This is a genomic window from Paenibacillus sp. SAFN-117 (genome assembly GCF_051966115.1).
GTDB classification, from domain to species: Bacteria; Bacillota; Bacilli; order Paenibacillales; family NBRC-103111; genus Paenibacillus_L; species Paenibacillus_L residui.
On the sequence record NZ_JBQCLK010000015.1, the window covers coordinates 109,661 to 127,739 of the forward strand.

Annotated in this window: 15 protein-coding genes and 1 pseudogene; 13 read left to right on the forward strand and 3 right to left on the reverse strand. The window is 50.3% G+C overall.

Features of this window, described 5'->3' with window-relative positions; genetic code table 11:
• The first annotated feature begins 50 nt into the window (after positions 1-50).
• The 6 genes and pseudogenes from ACTHRH_RS12010 to glnA all read left to right on the forward strand — a co-directional run bounded on the left by ACTHRH_RS12010 (position 51) and on the right by glnA (position 6,730).
• Positions 51-1,700 carry a recombinase family protein gene (locus ACTHRH_RS12010; RefSeq protein WP_440415703.1) on the forward strand — a complete coding sequence of 550 codons (1,650 nt, stop codon included), beginning with the start codon at positions 51-53 and terminating at the stop codon, positions 1,698-1,700.
• Positions 1,672-2,085, forward strand: a pseudogene (locus tag ACTHRH_RS12015) (AAA family ATPase); the annotation flags it as partial. The gene ACTHRH_RS12010 and the pseudogene ACTHRH_RS12015, both read left to right, overlap by 29 nt.
• Before the next feature lie 27 nt (positions 2,086-2,112).
• Positions 2,113-3,399 carry a GTPase HflX gene (hflX, locus tag ACTHRH_RS12020; protein WP_440415689.1) on the forward strand — a complete coding sequence of 429 codons (1,287 nt, stop codon included), beginning with the start codon at positions 2,113-2,115 and terminating at the stop codon, positions 3,397-3,399.
• 90 nt (positions 3,400-3,489) lie between these two features.
• Positions 3,490-4,746: a methionine gamma-lyase family protein gene (locus ACTHRH_RS12025; protein WP_144933498.1), complete on the forward strand. Its 1,257-nt coding sequence runs from the start codon at positions 3,490-3,492 to the stop codon at positions 4,744-4,746.
• Between the two features lie 215 nt (positions 4,747-4,961).
• A complete protein-coding gene (locus ACTHRH_RS12030; protein WP_144933499.1) occupies positions 4,962-5,363 on the forward strand; it encodes a MerR family transcriptional regulator in 402 nt (133 codons plus the stop codon).
• Positions 5,364-5,401: 38 nt separating this feature from the next.
• Complete coding sequence (gene glnA / locus ACTHRH_RS12035; protein ID WP_144933500.1) at positions 5,402-6,730, forward strand: type I glutamate--ammonia ligase; 1,329 nt, start codon at positions 5,402-5,404, stop codon at positions 6,728-6,730.
• A gap of 183 nt (positions 6,731-6,913) precedes the next feature.
• Here glnA and lexA read toward each other — a convergent pair whose 3' ends face one another.
• Complete coding sequence (lexA, locus tag ACTHRH_RS12040) at positions 6,914-7,534, reverse strand: transcriptional repressor LexA (RefSeq protein WP_144933501.1); 621 nt, start codon at positions 7,532-7,534, stop codon at positions 6,914-6,916.
• A 152-nt stretch (positions 7,535-7,686) separates the two neighbouring features.
• Between lexA and ACTHRH_RS12045 the strand changes: the two genes are divergently transcribed.
• From ACTHRH_RS12045 to ACTHRH_RS12060, 4 genes are all read left to right on the forward strand, one after another.
• A complete protein-coding gene (locus ACTHRH_RS12045; RefSeq protein WP_144933502.1) occupies positions 7,687-8,007 on the forward strand; it encodes a LysM peptidoglycan-binding domain-containing protein in 321 nt (106 codons plus the stop codon).
• Positions 8,008-8,624: 617 nt separating this feature from the next.
• Positions 8,625-8,807 (forward strand): DUF896 domain-containing protein, encoded by a 183-nt coding sequence (locus ACTHRH_RS12050; RefSeq protein ID WP_186328214.1) that lies wholly within the window; start codon positions 8,625-8,627, stop codon positions 8,805-8,807.
• Positions 8,808-8,831: 24 nt separating this feature from the next.
• On the forward strand, positions 8,832-9,374 hold the full coding sequence (locus ACTHRH_RS12055; RefSeq protein WP_144933503.1) for a hypothetical protein: 543 nt from the start codon (positions 8,832-8,834) through the stop codon (positions 9,372-9,374).
• 72 nt (positions 9,375-9,446) lie between these two features.
• Positions 9,447-10,241 (forward strand): HAD family hydrolase, encoded by a 795-nt coding sequence (locus tag ACTHRH_RS12060; protein ID WP_440415694.1) that lies wholly within the window; start codon positions 9,447-9,449, stop codon positions 10,239-10,241.
• A gap of 71 nt (positions 10,242-10,312) precedes the next feature.
• Here the strand turns inward: ACTHRH_RS12060 and ACTHRH_RS12065 are convergent, their stop codons facing one another.
• The gene (locus ACTHRH_RS12065; protein ID WP_144933505.1) at positions 10,313-10,852 is read right to left on the reverse strand and encodes a 1,2-dihydroxy-3-keto-5-methylthiopentene dioxygenase; all 540 of its coding nucleotides are present in this window, start codon (positions 10,850-10,852) and stop codon (positions 10,313-10,315) included.
• Positions 10,853-11,076: 224 nt separating this feature from the next.
• Here ACTHRH_RS12065 and metH point away from each other — a divergent pair, with 224 nt between their 5' ends.
• On the forward strand, positions 11,077-14,520 hold the full coding sequence (gene metH / locus ACTHRH_RS12070; protein WP_440415696.1) for a methionine synthase: 3,444 nt from the start codon (positions 11,077-11,079) through the stop codon (positions 14,518-14,520).
• Positions 14,521-14,868: 348 nt separating this feature from the next.
• Positions 14,869-15,813, forward strand: a complete 945-nt coding sequence (gene rnz / locus ACTHRH_RS12075; protein ID WP_144933507.1) for a ribonuclease Z — start codon at positions 14,869-14,871, stop codon at positions 15,811-15,813.
• A 154-nt stretch (positions 15,814-15,967) separates the two neighbouring features.
• Here rnz and tlp read toward each other — a convergent pair whose 3' ends face one another.
• Entirely contained in the window at positions 15,968-16,195 is a 228-nt protein-coding gene (gene tlp / locus ACTHRH_RS12080; RefSeq protein ID WP_144933515.1) for a small acid-soluble spore protein Tlp, read from the reverse strand.
• A gap of 386 nt (positions 16,196-16,581) precedes the next feature.
• Between tlp and murA the strand changes: the two genes are divergently transcribed.
• On the forward strand, positions 16,582-17,886 hold the full coding sequence (gene murA, locus ACTHRH_RS12085) for a UDP-N-acetylglucosamine 1-carboxyvinyltransferase (RefSeq protein ID WP_144933508.1): 1,305 nt from the start codon (positions 16,582-16,584) through the stop codon (positions 17,884-17,886).
• Positions 17,887-18,079 lie beyond the last annotated feature (193 nt).

Below are 18,079 nucleotides of genomic sequence, written 5' to 3' on the forward strand. Positions count from 1 at the left end.
GCATTCTGCAATAGGATTCTATTCACTTGCAGACCCGCAAGGTGGTGCCGATGATCATTATCCGGGAAGCTTACCAACTCCATACGGAACAATTGAATGCCTTGATCGAACAGATCAAGGCTCTTGTTTATGTAAGGGTATCTACAGATGACCAGGCCAAATATGGCTATTCTCTGGAGTCGCAAATCGAGAGGTGTGTCCGGTATGCCGAGAGCAAGCATCACTATAGCCGCGAGCAGTTAATGATCCTGGTAGAAGCGGGGGAACATGGTGACAATCCGGACCGTCCCCTGATTAATTATTTGCTGTATTTGCTGGAGCGGGGAATCGGCTCTAAAGCGATCTTTCTGCATCCGGACCGAATGAGCCGGTATCTGCATTTGCAAATCGAGCTGTCGTCCAAAATATGGGATTTGGGCTGCGACATTGAATTTGTCGAATTCGATCTGGATAAAAATAACCCCGAATCCATGCTGATGTTCAATGTACAGGGAAGCATCGCGCAGTATAACAAAGCCAAAATTTTGGCCAACACGAAGCGTGGGCGAAGAACAAAAGCACTGAAGGGCGAGGCAGTCGGGATGCGCCGGTTATACGGTTATTCCTTCGATACGGAAGAAGACAGGATCGTGGAAAATCCGGAAGAAAGACGTATCTATATGATGATGGTCGATATGGTTCTGAATAAAGGCTATTCATGTTCGAGGATAGCGAGAGAACTGTCCTCCAGAGGGATTGCGGCTCCGAACGGCTCTGTATGGTATCAGGCGACCGTCAGCCGAATTTTGAAGAACGAATCCTATACGGGAACTTATTATTACGGCAAAACTGAAGTCGTCCAGCAGCAGGGCAAGCCGCGGTCGGTCCGCAAAAGCCGCGAGGAGTGGATAGCCATCCCGATTCCGGCCTACATTGAGAGAGCGACGTACGAGCAAATCCAGCACAGGCTTAAGAGCTGGAGGAAGACAGGCGGACGGCCTTCCGAGGACTATCTGCTGAGAGGGCTGGCCCGGTGCGGAAGATGCGGAGCCGCGGTGACGTCGGGCGTGACGACGAAGACAGCCGGAGGCCGAGTCAAGTACTATACCTGCACCGGTAAGACAAAGAAGGGATATAAGGTAGGAGCGGCGGACCCCGCCCGACCGGTATGCCGGGGGAGGAATTGGCGGGTCGACCGGGTGGATGCGATCGTCTGGCAGCGGCTCTCGGTTCTTCTTGCAAAACCCGAGCCCTACGTCATTAAATATATAGAAGGATTGTCCAGCCACCACAAGCTGCAGGAGCTGCAGCTTCGCAAAGCGGAGCTCCAGCGCATGATCACGGACAAAGCCGGGGCGAGAAGCAAATATGTGGATTTGTATGCTTACGGCATCATTCGGACGAAGGAAGAGCTTCAGACGAAGCTGGAGAGCCTGGACGAACAATTGAATATTTTGCGGAAGGATATGCAGTTCATTGATGAAATGCTTCAACACGCCTGCGAAAATTTTAATTATGCGGACCGTGTGATAAAATATGTGCGACAACTGAAAGATTTGCTTTCGTCCTCTTCATTGAGCATGGCCAACAAACGTGCATTCATCGGATTGTTAATCGACCAAGCGGTGCTTCATGAGGATGGCAGGATTGAGCTTATAATGGCGATGAGCGAATGCACTTATCAAAACCTAATCCATAGTCAAAGCGATGGAAGACTATAAGAACCAGTTCGTTCTTATTTTGGCGGGATACCCGGATGAAATGGATGAATTTATGCGGACCAATCCGGGGTTGCCGTCGCGGTTTCCGATTCAGGTGGATTTTCCCGACTATACGGTGGAGCAGTTGATGCAGATTGCTCATTGGATGATGAAGGAACGGGAGTATTCCTTCCATCCGCAAGCGGAATGGAAGCTGAAGCAGTATTTGACACGGGAAATCGAGAACAGCTTCGGGACATTCAGCAATGCCAGGCTTGTGCGGAATCTGATCGAAAAGGCTATGCGGCATCAAGCGGTCCGTCTGCTGCAGCTTAACAAGCAGCATCCGTCGCGGCAGGAGCTGATGACCTTGCGTCCGGAAGACTTGCGGCTGGACCGGGCCTGAAATAATAACTTTTGAAGGAGACGTTGTATGAAGCCGACCACTCATGATGTGATCGCCGCAGCGGAGGAGCGTGCCATTCTCGTCAGCCTGCTTACGCAGGAGGATAGGAAGAGCCGGGCCCGCCAAGCGGGCTATTCCATGGAGGAGCTGATCCGATTGGCCGAGACGGCCGGGGTCTCTGTTCTCGATACCGTCGTTCAAAGCCGCGAGGCTGCCGATTCGAAGTGGTTCATCGGGAAAGGAAAGGTGAGCGAGCTTCGGGAGCTATCGGAGGCGCTGAACGCTAATATGGTCCTGTTCGACCAGGAGCTATCGGGTGTCCAGGTGCGGAATCTGGAGGAAGCGCTGGATTTGAAAATCATCGACCGGACTCAGCTCATCCTTGATATTTTTGCCCGGAGAGCCCGGACGCGCGAAGGAATTCTCCAGGTGGAGCTTGCGCAATTAACTTACTTGCTTCCGCGCTTGTCCGGTCATGGCAAGAATCTGTCCCGTCTCGGAGGAGGGATCGGAACGAGAGGGCCCGGGGAGAGCAAGCTGGAAACCGACCGCAGGCACATCCGCAGCCGGATCCGCGATTTAAAGCGGCAGCTTGCCGAAGTGATCCGCCACCGCACGCTTCATCGGGCGAGGCGGAGAAAAACCGGAGTGTACCAGGCCGCGCTGGTCGGATATACGAATGCCGGCAAGTCGACGCTGCTTAAGCAGTTGACGCATGCCGATGTATTGGTAGAGAACCAGCTCTTCGCCACGCTGGATCCGACCTCCCGCTTGTTGAAGCTTCCGGCCGGGAAGGAAATCTTGCTGACGGATACGGTCGGGTTTATTCAGAACTTGCCCCATGATCTGGTGGCCGCCTTCCGGGCTACGCTGGAAGAAGTGCTGGAAGCCGATCTCATTCTGCACGTGGTGGACAGTGCTTCGCCGATGAGGGAGGAGCAGATGGAGGTCGTCCAGCAAGTGCTGGCGGAACTGGGGGCGCAGGGCAAGGAGCAGCTTACGCTGTTTAATAAAGTCGATCTGTGTTCGCCGGAAGAACGGGATCTGTTAACGGGGCCCGGCGACTTCATGCGTCTGTCGGCTTATCGCGCGGAAGATTTGGACAAACTCAAGGAGCGGATTCAGGATAAAATAGGCGGGGTCAGCCTGGAGTACCGCATTCCCGCACATCGCGGCGATCTGTTGGCGCAGGCTTACAGGATCGGAGAAGTGACCTCTTCGCAAACCGATGGGGAAGAGATAAGGCTGACGGTTCAGATCGGCCGCCCGGAATATGAGGTACATGGCCATGCGCTGAAGGAATACGAGTTCTGAGACCTTTCTGCGCTGGTCGGTCCCGGCGAGCCGGTGGATCGTGCCTTAAATATTGATTATGTGCAGACAGAACAAGGGAGAGAGAAAATCATGCAAGTGAATGAAGCTTTAAGCCCATATATCGAAAGGGTCGAACGGGAAATTCAAGGCCGGCTGCAGGAAGTAGACCGAGTGATCGACCATAATCAATGGAAGGTCATCCGTGCTTTTCAGAAGCACCAGGTCAGTGATTATCATTTCGCATCCTCGACAGGCTACGGGTATAACGATCGCGGACGGGAGGTGCTGGACAGTGTTTATGCCGAGGTGTTCGGGGCGGAGGCGGGATTGGTCCGGCCTCATTTTGCCTCTGGAACTCATACGATTTCTACCGCTTTGTTCGGTGTGCTGCGGCCGGGAGATCAGCTCCTCTACATTTCGGGCACCCCGTATGACACGCTGCATAAGGTGATCGGAAGTCCTGGAGACGGTACCGGCTCGCTCCGGGATTGGGGAATCCGCTATGACGAGGTAGATCTGCGGGAGGACGGCAGCCCCGATTGGGAGGAGATCCGGCGGAAGCTGACGCCCGAGACGAAGGTGGTCGGCATCCAGCGATCCCGGGGCTATGATTGGAGGCCTTCCTTCACAATTGCGCAAATCCGGGAAATGGCGGACTTTGTCAAGCAGCTTCGGCCCGATGTCATCGTGTTTGTCGACAACTGCTACGGAGAATTTACCGAGACGCTCGAGCCGACAGAGGCGGGAGCCGATTTAATGGCCGGTTCGCTTATCAAAAATCCGGGCGGGGGCATAGCTCCGACCGGCGGTTATATCGTAGGCAAGCGGCAGTACGTGGAGCAGGCAGCCTATCGTTTGACAGCCCCGGGAATCGGCGGGGAAGTCGGAGCCATGCTGGATACGACCAGAAGTATTTATCAGGGGCTCTTCCTGGCTCCCCACTTTGTCGGACAGGCTGTCAAGGGGAGCATCTTCGCCGCTTGCCTGTATGAGCAGCTCGGTTTTGAGACAAGCCCTCGCTGGAATGAGGCGAGAACCGATCTCATTCAGGCGATTCGCTTCACCGGGCCAGATCATCTCGTTGCTTTCGTACAAGGAATTCAGCAGGCTGCGGCGGTGGATGCCTATGTGGTGCCGGAGCCTTCGGAAATGCCGGGCTATGAGCATGCGGTCATCATGGCCGCCGGTACCTTCATCCAAGGGGGAAGCCTGGAGCTGTCGGCGGACGCGCCTATTCGCGAGCCTTACATTGCGTATATGCAAGGAGGGCTTACCTATTCGCATGCGAAGCTCGGCGCCGTCAAAGCGCTGGAGCATCTGTGGCAGCGGGGGCTGCTGGCTCTGTAGCTGCATTAGAAAGTTTAAGTTCATTAGAGCATTAAAAATGGAGCCACTTTCTGATTGGGATAAAGCAGTTTTTAAAAAGAGCAGGTCTTGGCCTATTATTTCACTCTGTCTATAAGGAGGCAGGGAACCAAATTGGAGGCAGCAGTTTCTTGACGCGGTGAGAGCCGGAAAGTTACAATCAGTATGGAGATTACCACTCATGGGAGTGATGGCTGATGAGCGACGCAATCCGCAGAAACATGGCTCTGTTTCCGATGAGGATAGTTATGCAGCTCACGGATTTGTCCGCCAGGCAGATCCGGTATTATGAGCAGCACGAGCTGGTGAAGCCGGTTCGGACAGACAGCAATCAGAGGCTGTTTTCGTTCAATGACGTCGAACGTTTACTGGAAATTAAGAAGCATCTGGAAAAAGGCATCAACATTGCCGGGATCAAGCGGATGATTCATCAGGCGGCCGACGGAGAAAGGATGGGTCGCGAGCCGTCAGCGCTCAAGCGGCAGGAGCCGACTGATCCGCAATTGCATCGTTTGCTTAAGCAGCAGCTGAACGGCGGGAACCGCCTGGATCAGGTTTCTCTCAATCAAGGAGATATTTCCACTTATTTCAAAAGATGATATAGACCGCTTTCCAGCCTAGTTGAGGAGGACATAGGATGAGCTATACGAAGGAAGACATCTTGAAGATTGCCAAGGAGGAGAACGTTCGTTTTATCCGACTGCAGTTTACGGATTTGCTGGGTACGATCAAGAACGTGGAAATTCCCCTGAGCCAATTACCCAAAGCACTGGATAATAAAATGATGTTCGACGGGTCCTCCATCGAAGGATATGTACGGATCGAAGAGTCGGATATGTACTTGTATCCCGATTTGAGCACGTGGGTTATTTTTCCCTGGGTGGCCGAGGATCGGGTGGCCCGTTTGATTTGCGATGTCTATTTGCCAGACGGACAACCTTTTCCCGGGGATCCGCGCGGGATACTGAAACGAGCGCTTCAAGACGCGGAGGCCATGGGCTATACCTCGATGAATGTAGGGCCGGAGCCGGAATTCTTCCTGTTCCGCACAGATGAGAAGGGCTACCCGACGATGGAGCTGAACGATCAGGGCGGCTACTTCGACCTGGCGCCGACCGATCTCGGCGAGAACTGCCGCCGGGAAATTGTGCTGACGCTGGAGGAGATGGGCTTCGAAATCGAGGCTTCCCATCATGAAGTCGCTCCCGGCCAGCATGAAATCGATTTTAAATATGCGGATGCCGTTAAGGCGGCCGACCAGATCCAAACCTTCAAGCTGGTGGTCAAAACGATTGCCCGTCAGCATGGCCTGCACGCCACATTCATGCCGAAGCCGCTGTTCGGGGTGAACGGCTCCGGAATGCACTGCCATCAATCCTTGTTTACCGGCGGTACCAATGCCTTCTATGATGAATCGGACAAGCTGGGCTTGAGCCAGGTAGCCAGACAATATATGGCCGGAATATTGCGTCATGCCCGTTCGATGGCCGCGATCACCAATCCGACCGTCAACTCCTACAAGCGTCTTGTGCCTGGTTATGAGGCTCCGTGTTATGTCGCTTGGTCGGCAAGCAATCGCAGCCCGATGATCCGAATTCCGGCTTCCCGCGGTCTGAGCACGAGAGTGGAGGTGCGGAATCCCGATCCCGCAGCCAACCCTTATCTCGCCTTGGCAGTCATGCTGAAGGCGGGCCTGGACGGCATACGCAAGAAGATGCAGCTGCCGCCTCCGACCGACCGCAACATCTATGTCATGTCCGATGAGGAACGGGAAGACGAAGGCATTCCAAGCCTGCCGGCGGATCTTCGTGAAGCGCTCCAGGAATTAGTGGCGAACGATGTCATGCGGGAGGCGCTGGGCGAGCATGCTCTGACTCATTTCTACGAATTGAAGGAAATCGAGTGGAATATCTACCGGACCCAGGTGCACTCTTGGGAGAGAGATCAGTACATGTCTTTGTACTAAACTTGTTATACGGCGCCTTGGCCTGACTTGCAGGCTCCAGGCGAAATCTGTGGAAGCGTGTGTTCGATGAAATAAATAGCGGCCGTACTTCCGCATGAGGCGGCCGTAAAAATAACCTCCATGACGAACGGATCCGTTCTTGTCAGGAGGTTATTTCTATTGCGGGGCCGAGGTGCTGCAGGATTAATGAATATCGCGAAAAATTCCGATCACTCGGCCGAGGATGGTAACGTTCTTCAGACGAAGGGGCTCCATGCTAGAATTCTCCGGCTGCAGACGAATGTGATCCTTCTCCTTATAGAATGTCTTGACCGTGGCTTCATCATCTTCCGTCATGGCAACTACGATATCTCCATTATCGGCGGTGGGCTGCTGTCTGACAATGACATAATCGCCGTCATGGATTCCGGCTTCGATCATACTCTCGCCAATAACGTTCAGCATGAATACATTGTGGTCGCCTACGTAATGGCTGGGAAGAGGGAAGTAATCCTCGATATTCTCCGTTGCGGTAATCGGTGTTCCGGCCGTTACTTTACCGATCAGAGGCACTCTGGTTACGGACATGGGAAGGATTCCCCCTGTTCCGTCGCCATCAAGAATTTCTATCGCTCTGGGTTTGGTCGGGTCTCTGCGGATCAGCCCCTTCTTCTCCAATCTCTCAAGATGGCCGTGAACGGTGGAGCTGGAAGCCAAGCCTACCGCTTCGCCTATTTCCCGTACGGAAGGAGGGTAGCCTTTATCACGTACTTCGTTCTTAATGAATTCCAATATCGCCTGTTGACGGTTCGACAATTTGGTCACAATGATCACTCCAATTGGAAATAATTAAATAAAGTATACCATAGAACCGGAGTTCGTACAAACATGGGTTCGAATTTTTTCGCAAAAGGGATTGACACAAACATTTGTTCGTTGTATTCTGTGAATAGAACAAATGTTTGGGGGTATTGACGATGAAAGCAACCATCCTTCCGGAACGCCCGGTAATTGCGAACAAGACGATTTTGCGCATTATGCTGTTAACGGTTCTAGTATTTGGGGTTATCTCCGCCTCTTACTCTTTTATTTTCCATGCTTATGCGGGGGATGCCAGAACAGGTTCTGTAGCGGTCAGGAAGGAGATTGACGTCGCCCCCGGGGACACTTTATGGTCTATTGCGAGTAAGCATGCTCCCGAGGGAGAGAGTACACGCTCCTATATAAACAAGATCAAGAAAGTTAACCAATTGCAGAGTTCCGTTCTGCACGAAGGTCAAATTCTCTTTCTTCCATAATGCGAGAGATCCTGAGTAGTATCTATATAAGAGTAGGTAAGACGAATTATTATATATTGTGGGCATTATATTAATGATATGAATATTTAATATTATTAATCGTGAGTGAAAGCACGCTTTACCCGGAAAGAAACGTCTTTTTTCCGCAAGTGCACTTGGGAGGAGCGAATGAGCTGAGCCCGTTTCCCCGGTTTGTCAGCGCACGCTCAGAAGCCTCAGACAGAAATTTCGAACGTACGTTCTATTCGTAAGAATGTATGGATTGCAGATAATTTCGGGCTGTTTCAAAGAAAAGAACTGTTTGATCAAGGCGGTTCTAGTATCTTTGAAACGGAACCGAACTTTGAGGGGCATCCGTTTATATATAGATCCTAAGGTGATTAAATGTCAGATTTGTACATTGTTAGACCGAGCCGCGATAGGGTCTGGTCATCTTGACATTTAACCGGTGGAATGGCAAAGTAGAAACAGTGTAAAAATGTCTGCAGCCCGGGATAAAAACAGAGCTGTAGCAGTAAAAGATCAACATTCGGAATGGTGGAGTGAGCTGGTAATCGCCTATAGACTGGCGATCAGATATATGAATGGACAGATGCAGATAGGAGGCAAGGATAAAGATGACTATGGAGGAAACGATTCAGCGCATTAATGAGCTTGCTAGAAAAGCCAAAGCCGAAGGGCTGACGGATGCGGAAGAGATCGAGCGGAATCAGCTCCGCCGCAAATATATAGATGCTTTTAAAAAGTCTTTAAAAGTTCAGCTGGACAGCATAAAATATGTAGAAGACGAACAAAACTAGCGAATGCTTCAAGGGGGAACAGCCATGTCCCGCAAATGGGAGAGAATGGTGGAGAAAAATAGAAAACAGACAGATCGGCTCAGGCGCAAGCAGGGGAAACCATCCGTTCTTTACAGCCAATCCGCGACCTTTCGCAGATTTCTGGGAAGAAACTGGATGCTGCCGTTTTTCTTGATAGGTTTTTCCATCATGTTTACAATTCTATTCTATGACTATTATCAAGGAGACGCTTCATATTGGTTTATCGCCATCAGTTATTTCCTGCTGGGGCTGATGATCTTCTTTCTACGGCGTCCGATGCTGGGGATTGGCAAGACCGAATTAACCTCCCGGCGGTTTGGCGGGGACAAGACCGTTCCCGCGGAGGAAGTGAGTGAAATCACTTTTATGCCCGGTTATGTCATTATTCAGTTCAAGTCCAAAAGAATGAGATGGGTCTACTCCAAATTTATGCATCGTATGGATTTGAACGCGGTGAAAGAAGAATTGAAGCCATTCGCCCAGAAGAATGGAATTCGCTGGACGGATTCAACCCAGACGGAAGCTCAATCACAGCAAAAGCAGTAGCTTATTAGTGTTCAGTATGACTATATTGCCATATCTATAACAAGATGCCGATGGTTTGAAAGGAAGAGGGGCATGGCCATTAAAGCCGTTTTATTTGACTTGGATGATACATTGCTTTGGGATGAACGCAGTGTTCAGGAAGCTTTCGAGGCAACCTGCAAGAGAGCGGCGGAAATTTATCCGCAGTTGGAGCACAAGGAACTGGAACGATGCGTGCGTGAGGCTGCCCGTTCCTTGTATGAGTCTTATGAAACCTATCCGTTTACCAAAATGATAGGAATTAATCCTTTTGAAGGATTGTGGGGTAATTTTGCCGAAGGGCGACAGGAGGAGTTTCGCATGTTGAATGCGATCGCTCCCCGATATCGTAAAGATGCCTGGACCGCCGGGCTGAAGGCAGCCGGTGTGGATGATGAAGCATTGGGCGCCGAATTGGCCGAGCGATTTCCAGCGGAACGCCGTTCGAGATCCTATGTATATGAAGAAACCTTCGAAGTGTTGGCTTCTCTTCAACAACATTATTCCTTGCTGCTTCTTACGAACGGTTCGCCTGATTTACAACGGGAAAAACTTGACGGTGTGCCGGAGCTTGCCGCATACTTCGACCATATCGTCATCTCCGGCGACTTTGGGAAAGGCAAGCCCGATGCGGGTATTTTCCATCACGCCATGGATCTGCTGGGCATTGGGCCAAGCGAAGGTCTGATGGTCGGTGACAAGCTGACGACGGATATTCTCGGAGCCAACACGGTAGGAATGAAGTGTGCCTGGATCAATCGCCATGAACTGTCCAGAACCGACGATATTGTTCCCTGCTATGAGATCCGCAGCTTAAGGGAGCTTCAGGGAATTATCGATACGCTATAACAGGCTGAACAAAAATAAAACCACACTCTCTCATTGGAAAGTGTGGTTTGTTCTTTCAAGAAAGGAACGTCTTACTTCTTGAACTCGGGGTCCTCGAACGGATGAGCGATCCAGCCTTCGGTTTCAATAAACAGGCGTACGGCTACAATTTGCCGGTCTTCCATCAGGGTAAAGAAGTGAGGCTTCTCTTCCGGGACCGAAATAACGTCGCCCGCTGTCAGCTCTACGTCAAAATAACCGACATCCTCGCTGCCTTTAATAATGAAGATCCCATTGCCCGCGGCAATGGCCCGGACTTCGTCCTCGGTATGGGTATGAACCTGCTCGAATTTCTTAAGCAATTCATCCAGATTCGGAGTAGCATCGGATAAAGCGATCACATCCCAGGTCAAATAACCGCGTCTGGAGGCCAAGTCCCGAATTTCCGAATCGAACACGTTCAAGATTTCCTTCTTCTCTTCGTCGCTCAATACGAATTTATTACGCAGGTTTTCCGGAAGCTTGCCCGCATCCCAATGCTCATAGAGAACACCTTGGTTTTCCAGAAATGCTTTGACCTTCTCTTCGCCGCTAATCCGTTCGCCGGTATTTCTTATTCTAATTTCTGCCATAGGAAAACCCTCCAATTAACCAATATAAAAACTGCTGTATATTTTGTATTATAAATGAACAAGAAGTAGATGTCGATGATTTGCGAGAAATATTTCTTATAAAGCTTATATAATTACTTGGAATTAGCCTCTTTGCTAAAACCGAAAATTTTGGTACACTTAAAGTTAAAATATTCGTTAAATGATGACTGTCATCTTTTGGACGCTGGGGAGGAAGAGATCGATTGCAAAAACCTACTATTCAAGAGCAAATGGCTAAAAAAATTCTTATCCTGGACGGAGCCATGGGGACTATGATCCAGCAGGAGCCGTTAAGTGCAGAAGATTTCGGCGGGGAGGATTTGGACGGCTGCAATGAAATGCTTGTGTTGACCCGTCCGGATGTCATCTCCCGCATTCATGAAGCGTATCTGGCGGCGGGCGCTGATATTATAGAGACGAACACTTTCGGAGCGACTAGTGTCGTGTTAGCGGAATATAATCTTCAAGACCGCGCGACTGAAATTAACAAAGCGGCAGCCAAGCTTGCCGTAGACGCAGCTAACAAATTTTCTACCCCTGAGTGGCCCCGTTATGTTGCGGGCGCTCTGGGACCTACGACCAAAACTTTATCGGTTACGGGCGGAGTTACCTTCGAAGAGCTGGCGGACAGCTATTATGAGCAGGCCCGGGCTTTGATCGAGGCGGGAGTCGATGCACTCTTGCTGGAAACTTCCCAGGATACGCTCAATGTCAAAGCGGGCAGCATCGGTATTCGCCGGGCGTTCAAGGAATTGGGAGTGAAGCTTCCGATTATGATCTCGGGCACGATAGAGCCGATGGGTACTACTTTGGCCGGACAGTCGATTGAATCGTTCTACGTATCGCTGGAGCATCTGAACCCGATCTCCGTCGGGCTTAACTGTGCAACCGGTCCGGAGTTCATGCGGGATCATATCCGTTCCTTATCGGATGTGGCCAAGACAGCCATCAGCTGTTACCCTAATGCCGGTCTGCCTGATGAGAATGGGCATTATCATGAATCTCCCGAATCGCTTGCCAGGAAAATGGCCGGATTTGCCGAGCAGGGCTGGCTAAATATCGCCGGGGGCTGCTGTGGAACGACACCGGATCATATCCGGGCCATGGCTGATCTGCTTAAAGAGTATTCACCCAGAACCGCTGCAGGCAATCACCCGCCGGCGGTATCGGGGATTGAAACGGTATATATCGAGGACAGCAACCGTCCGATCATGGTCGGTGAGAGAACCAACGTTATTGGCTCACGCAAGTTCAAGCGGCTGATCTTCGAAGGGAAATACGAGGAAGCATCGGAAATAGCCCGTCAGCAGGTGAAGAACGGAGCACATATCGTAGATATTAATCTCCAGGATACCGAACTGAACGAGCCATTGGTGATGGCTGAATTTATGCAGCACGTCGTCAAGAAAATCAAGGTGCCGATCATGCTTGATTCGACGGATCACCACGTTATTGAAGTCGGTTTGAAGCATTGCCAGGGTAAAGCGCTGATTAACTCGATTAACCTCGAGGACGGATTGGAACGGTTCAATCATGTCGTACCGTTGATTCATCGTTACGGCGCGGCGGTTGTCGTCGGCCTGATTGATGAGAAAGGAATGGCGGTTTGGGCGGAGGATAAGCTGAGAGTGGCCAGGCGGTCCTATGATTTGCTGGTTAACGATTATCAGGTACGCCCGGAGGATATCATTTTTGATCCGAACGTCTTCCCGGTAGGGTCGGGTGATCCGCAATATATCGGTTCCGCCAAGGCAACGATCGACGGAATCCGGTTAATTAAAGAACAGCTGCCGGAATGTAAGACTATTCTCGGCATCAGTAACGTCAGCTTCGGGCTGCCTCCTGCCGGCCGTGAAGTGCTAAACTCCGTATATCTGTATCACTGTACCAAGGCCGGACTGGATTATGCGATTGTCAACACCGAGAAGCTGGAGCGGTACCCGTCTATCCCTGATGAGGAACGGCGTCTGGCGGAAAACCTGATCTTCGATACCAGTGATGAAACACTGGCGGAGTTCGTCGCTTTCTTCCGTGAGAAAAAGGTAGACAAGAAAGAAAAAGTGTCCAACCTTACGCTTGAGGAAAGATTGGCTTCCTATGTAGTGGAAGGGACGAAGGAAGGGCTCATTCCCGACCTGGAGGAAGCTCTGAACAAGTATTCACCGTTGGATATCATTAATGGTCCATTGATGGCCGGTATGGAGGAAGTCGGCCGGCTGTTTAACAATAACGAGCTCATAGTGGCGGAAGTGCTGCAGAGTGCTGAAGTCATGAAGGCGTCCGTCGCTTTCCTGGAACAGTTCATGGAGAAGAAGGAAACGGCAGTCAAAGGCAAAATATTGCTGGCGACGGTCAAAGGCGATGTACATGATATCGGGAAGAATTTGGTAGAAATTATTTTGTCCAATAACGGTTATCAAATTATCAACCTGGGGATTAAAGTCCCTCCGGAGCAGTTAATCGAGGCCTTCCAAAAAGAAAAACCGGATGCCATCGGTCTCTCCGGATTGCTCGTCAAATCGGCCCAGCAGATGGTTGTGACGGCACAGGATCTCAAAGCGGCCGGAATAGACGTTCCGATTCTGGTCGGAGGTGCCGCATTAACGCGGAAATTTACCAAGACGAGAATAGCTCCCGAATATGACGGCATGGTTCTGTACGCTAAGGACGCCATGGAAGGGCTCGATCTCGCCAATAAATTAAGCGATCCGGAGCAGAAGAAGCTGTTGATCGAGCAGCTAAGAGAAGCCAAGGAATCTGTCGTTCAAGAATCGGGCAAGAAGGATAAGGAGCTGCCTGCCCCGTCCAGGGCCAGAAGCGCCTCCATCAATCCGGATGCTCCCGTTTACATTCCGCCGGATTTGGAGCGGCACATCTTGCGCGATTATCCGATTACCCATCTCCTTCCATATGTGAATCTCGAAATGCTGTTAGGCAAGCATCTCGGATTGCGCGGCGGGGTCGACAAACTCTTGCAAAAAAATGACCCGAAGGCGCTTCAGCTTAAGGAAGTGGTGGATGGAATTTTCCACGAGATCAACACGCAAGGAATCCTTAAGGCACACGGAATGTACCGGTTTTTCCCGGCTCAATCGGATGGCAATGATATTATCATCTATGATCCGAAGGATCATTCCAAGATATTGAAAACCTTCAGCTTCCCTCGCCAAATAGTAGAACCGCATCTGTGTCTCTCCGACTTCTTGAAATCGGTGGATAGCGGAGTTATGGATTATGTTGGCTTCCTCGTTGTTACAGCAGGACATGGGGTAAGGGAGCTGTCGAATGAATGGAAGGACAAGGGAGATTACTTACGCTCACATGCACTGCAAGCCACTGCGCTTGAGGTAGCTGAGGCGTTCGCGGAGCGTATTCACCATATCATGCGGGATGTATGGGGATTCCCGGATTCTCCGGAAATGACTATGAAGCAGCGCCTGGGGGCAAGGTATCAGGGAATCCGTGTTTCGTTCGGATATCCGGCCTGCCCGAATCTGGAGGATCAGCAGCCGTTATTCGAACTGATGCAGCCGGAAGATATCGGTGTTCAGTTGACGGAAGGCTTCATGATGGATCCTGAGGCCTCGGTATCGGCCATGGTCTTTGCCCATCCCCAAGCCCAGTATTTTAACGTCGACAAGGTGTAATTGCCGGAAATCGTGCGGGAATGCTCCTTATGGATATCCTCTTAGTTTGGCATGATAGAGTAGAGTACGGGAAACCGCATGTTTCGAATGCTTGTCATAATTTTTGAAAATAGGGTGCGGATAGCCGAATCGTTCGCACCCTTTTCTTTATATACATAATATATAATGCTCCCTTCAGATGCAGAAAAGTTGATTACGATGGCATGGTTTAGCCTAAACTAAGTATGTTCACCGCAAAAAATATGACTGTAGTCATCATTATAAAAGAGCCGCTCAACCTTATTGAATATAAGCTAGAGGCAACACTGTGCCGCTGCTGTTATGACGGAAGATAGGAGGGAAGCCGATATGCGTATAGTTTTTCTCGGTACGGGAGCGGGAATGCCGTCCAGACGGAGGAATGTTAGTGCCATAGCATTAGACTTGACGGAAGAGAACGAGGGCATATGGTTGTTTGATTGCGGCGAAGGCACTCAACATCAATTATTGAAATCTCCGTTAAAAATGGGTAAAATAAATAGGCTGTTCATTACTCATTTACATGGAGACCATATTTATGGAATTCCCGGGCTGCTGACCAGCCGGGGTTATCAGGGTGGGGAGTCCCCTCTGGTTGTGTACGGACCGCCGGGAATAAAATCATATATATCTGCGGTATTAAATATAAGCGATGCCCGGCTCCCTTATGATTGTGAAATTGTTGAGATCGGAGAGGAAGGCGCGCTCTTTGCGGAAGGAGAATACAAAGTCTCCGTTCATAAATTAGAGCACCGGATTGATTCTTACGGCTTCCGGATTGAGGAGAAGGACCGGATCGGCAGCTTGGATGCGGATAAGCTGAGGAAATTAGGAGTTCCTCCGGGCCCTTTATACGGCTGTTTAAAAAAGGGGCAATCCGTGAGGCTTGACGATGGTACCGTTATTAACGGACAGGACTTTATCGGTCCCGGCCAGCGCGGCCGAACGATTGCTATTTTGGGGGATACCCGTTACTGTGCCGCTGCCAAGAAATTGGCCGCGAGGGCAGATTTATTAGTGCATGAAGCCACCTTTTCAGGGGAACTTGAAGACCTGGCCCATAAATATTATCACGCCACTTCCAGGCAGGCGGCGGAAATCGCCAGAGATTCGGGAGTGCGCACTCTCGTCTTAACCCATATCAGTCAGAGATATCAGGATGATGCCGAGCAGTTGGAAGCCGAAGCGCGGGAAATTTTTAGACGGACCTATTTGGCGGAGGATTTGTGGAGTATTGAAATTCCTAGACTCAGCCATTCCGGTGAGGAAGTGTAGCACAGATTTTAGAAAATGGGGTTTGCTTGGCAGGAATCTGCCTGTCAGGCGGGGAATTATAAAGGGACAGCCGGCAAGGAAACGCTGTTTCCGGGCCATCCCGGAACAGCATGTTTGCGCGTAACCGGCCTGCTCCCGATGCTTTGAAGCAGAATCACGCTTTTCCCTGATCTTCCGCTTCGTCCTTGATTTCTTCACGGAAGGCGTCAATGCTTTCGCGGCGGTTCTCATTTTTTTGCTCAATGTTGTTTAGTTCCCGTGACGAGATTTCACCGGCGAATTCATTTACGTATTCTTCAGCTTCTTCCAAGTTTTCAATCGTGTTTTGCACGTTTCTCTGCAGCTTTTTGACATTATCGGAACGATCATCCGGTTTGGCCATCATAAATAACCTCCGAAAAAAATTTTTTTGGGGAAATCTCCCTGAAATTTAAAGTTCCTCACGAAGTTTATAATTATACGCCTTTGGATGATTCGATTTTTTTGGTTTTGCTCACCTGAAATTAGGATAACCTATAGATAGCAAGTTGATTTTATTTTTGTTTTGTCCATAATAATAGAGAGCCTTACATTTGAATGAAACAGAAACAAGGAAAATGAGCTTGGCTCTGCAGTATAGAAAACTGCAATTTGTCCGAAAATTTCAACCATACAGAAATTTAAGCTAAGTAAAACCGGGCTATTCCAATTTGGGATGGTTCCTGAATGGAAGTAGAAGTTCTATAATGATCTGACTTCTAAAGATGAACGAGAGAAGGGGGAATCCGGATGAGATGGATTGAGGTGGAGCCTTCCGGACCGCTATCAGGAAGTGTTAAGATTCCGGGATCGAAGAATAGTTCCTTGGCGCTGCTTGCTGCCGCTTGCATGGCTGAAGGACCGGTAATCCTGCAAGGAATCCCTAACATATTGGACATCCGTGTAATTGAAGGAATTGCGCAGGAAATTGGTATCTCCATTCACAGGACCGAAACAGGAGAGGTTGTTGTCGACTCTTCCGGTCTTCAATCAACGGATTTAAGCCTGGAGAAAACATCCGCTTTTCGTTCCTCCTATTATTTTGTAGGGGCTTTATTGGCGAGAACGGGAAAAGTTAAAATAGGGTACCCCGGCGGGGACAACTTCGTATCAAGGCCTATTGATCAGCATCATAAAGTAATGAGTGCTCTGGGGGCCAAGGTTCACCTGTATGATTCCTATTACGTGGTGGAAGCGGATAAGCTGACCGGCAATACGATTTTCTTCGATACGATTACCTGCGGAGCCACTATCAACGCGCTGCTGGCCGCTGTTCTGGCGGAAGGGACTACCATGCTGCATAACGCCGCCCGGGATCCGGAAGTGGTAGATACGGCAAACCTGCTTAACCAGATGGGGGCGAAGATAAGGGGCGCCGGTACGGACACCATTCGCATTGAAGGGGTTAAACGGTTAAATGGCTGTACTTATGCGGTTATTCCAGACCGTTTGCTTGCCGGTGCTTTCCTGATGGCAGCAGGGATGACCAAAGGGGTTGTGACGGTGGATGACGTCATTCCTGAACATTTGGCTTCTTGCCTAGCTAAATTGAAAGAGATCGGACTGATTATCGAAACGAAGGAAAAGTCCATTACCGCATATGGAGATGTTCGGTTAAGACCGACCCGGATTCGGACCGGAATGTATCCGTCCTTCGCGACAGACCTGCAGCAGCCGCTGACAGCGTTGTTGCTTCTAGCCACGGGCAGAAGCATCATAACGGATAAAATTTTTCCGGAAAGGTTCAATCATGTGCCTCAGTTAAGAAGAATGGGGGCGCACATTGAACTGAAGAAGGGCAGCGCCTTTATTCAGGGCGGGGCTCCTCTGCAGGGCAATTTCGTTCATGCCAGCGATGTAAGGGCAGGGACGTCTCTCATCATGGCCGGACTAGTTGCGGAAGGGAAAACAACGATCGCCGGAGTGGAGCATATTGAGCGCGGGAACGAAGATATGATCGGCCTATTCCAACGTTTGGGAGCGCGAATATCCCTTCACGAAGGAGGAGCGCTTCGTTCGGCTGACGGGGCTAACGAGCAGGCGTTCGGTGTGTAATCCAAATCTGGACATGTTATGAAAATATGTAATCATGTCGAGTTACATAGTATTTGTTGCGGGCATGCCTCATCTACCTTCTAATGTATGATGAATGCAATGCCCGCTTTGAGCTGTTTAACAACTTGCGTCAGAAGTCTCCTTCCTCAGCGAAGCAGGTGGGAGATGAATGACGCCTTTCCCGAAAATTTTC

Coding starts and splice junctions, on each gene's coding strand:
- ACTHRH_RS12030 (WP_144933499.1), top strand. CDS start 4,962: ATGAGCGACGCAATCCGCAGAAACATGGCTCTGTTTCCGATGAGGATA.
- tlp (WP_144933515.1), bottom strand. CDS start 16,195: ATGGCCAAACCGGATGATCGTTCCGATAATGTCAAAAAGCTGCAGAGA.
- rnz (WP_144933507.1), top strand. CDS start 14,869: ATGCGTATAGTTTTTCTCGGTACGGGAGCGGGAATGCCGTCCAGACGG.
- murA (WP_144933508.1), top strand. CDS start 16,582: ATGAGATGGATTGAGGTGGAGCCTTCCGGACCGCTATCAGGAAGTGTT.
- ACTHRH_RS12055 (WP_144933503.1), top strand. CDS start 8,832: ATGTCCCGCAAATGGGAGAGAATGGTGGAGAAAAATAGAAAACAGACA.
- ACTHRH_RS12010 (WP_440415703.1), top strand. CDS start 51: ATGATCATTATCCGGGAAGCTTACCAACTCCATACGGAACAATTGAAT.
- ACTHRH_RS12050 (WP_186328214.1), top strand. CDS start 8,625: ATGACTATGGAGGAAACGATTCAGCGCATTAATGAGCTTGCTAGAAAA.
- ACTHRH_RS12045 (WP_144933502.1), top strand. CDS start 7,687: ATGAAAGCAACCATCCTTCCGGAACGCCCGGTAATTGCGAACAAGACG.
- ACTHRH_RS12060 (WP_440415694.1), top strand. CDS start 9,447: ATGGCCATTAAAGCCGTTTTATTTGACTTGGATGATACATTGCTTTGG.
- hflX (WP_440415689.1), top strand. CDS start 2,113: ATGAAGCCGACCACTCATGATGTGATCGCCGCAGCGGAGGAGCGTGCC.
- ACTHRH_RS12025 (WP_144933498.1), top strand. CDS start 3,490: ATGCAAGTGAATGAAGCTTTAAGCCCATATATCGAAAGGGTCGAACGG.
- glnA (WP_144933500.1), top strand. CDS start 5,402: ATGAGCTATACGAAGGAAGACATCTTGAAGATTGCCAAGGAGGAGAAC.
- ACTHRH_RS12065 (WP_144933505.1), bottom strand. CDS start 10,852: ATGGCAGAAATTAGAATAAGAAATACCGGCGAACGGATTAGCGGCGAA.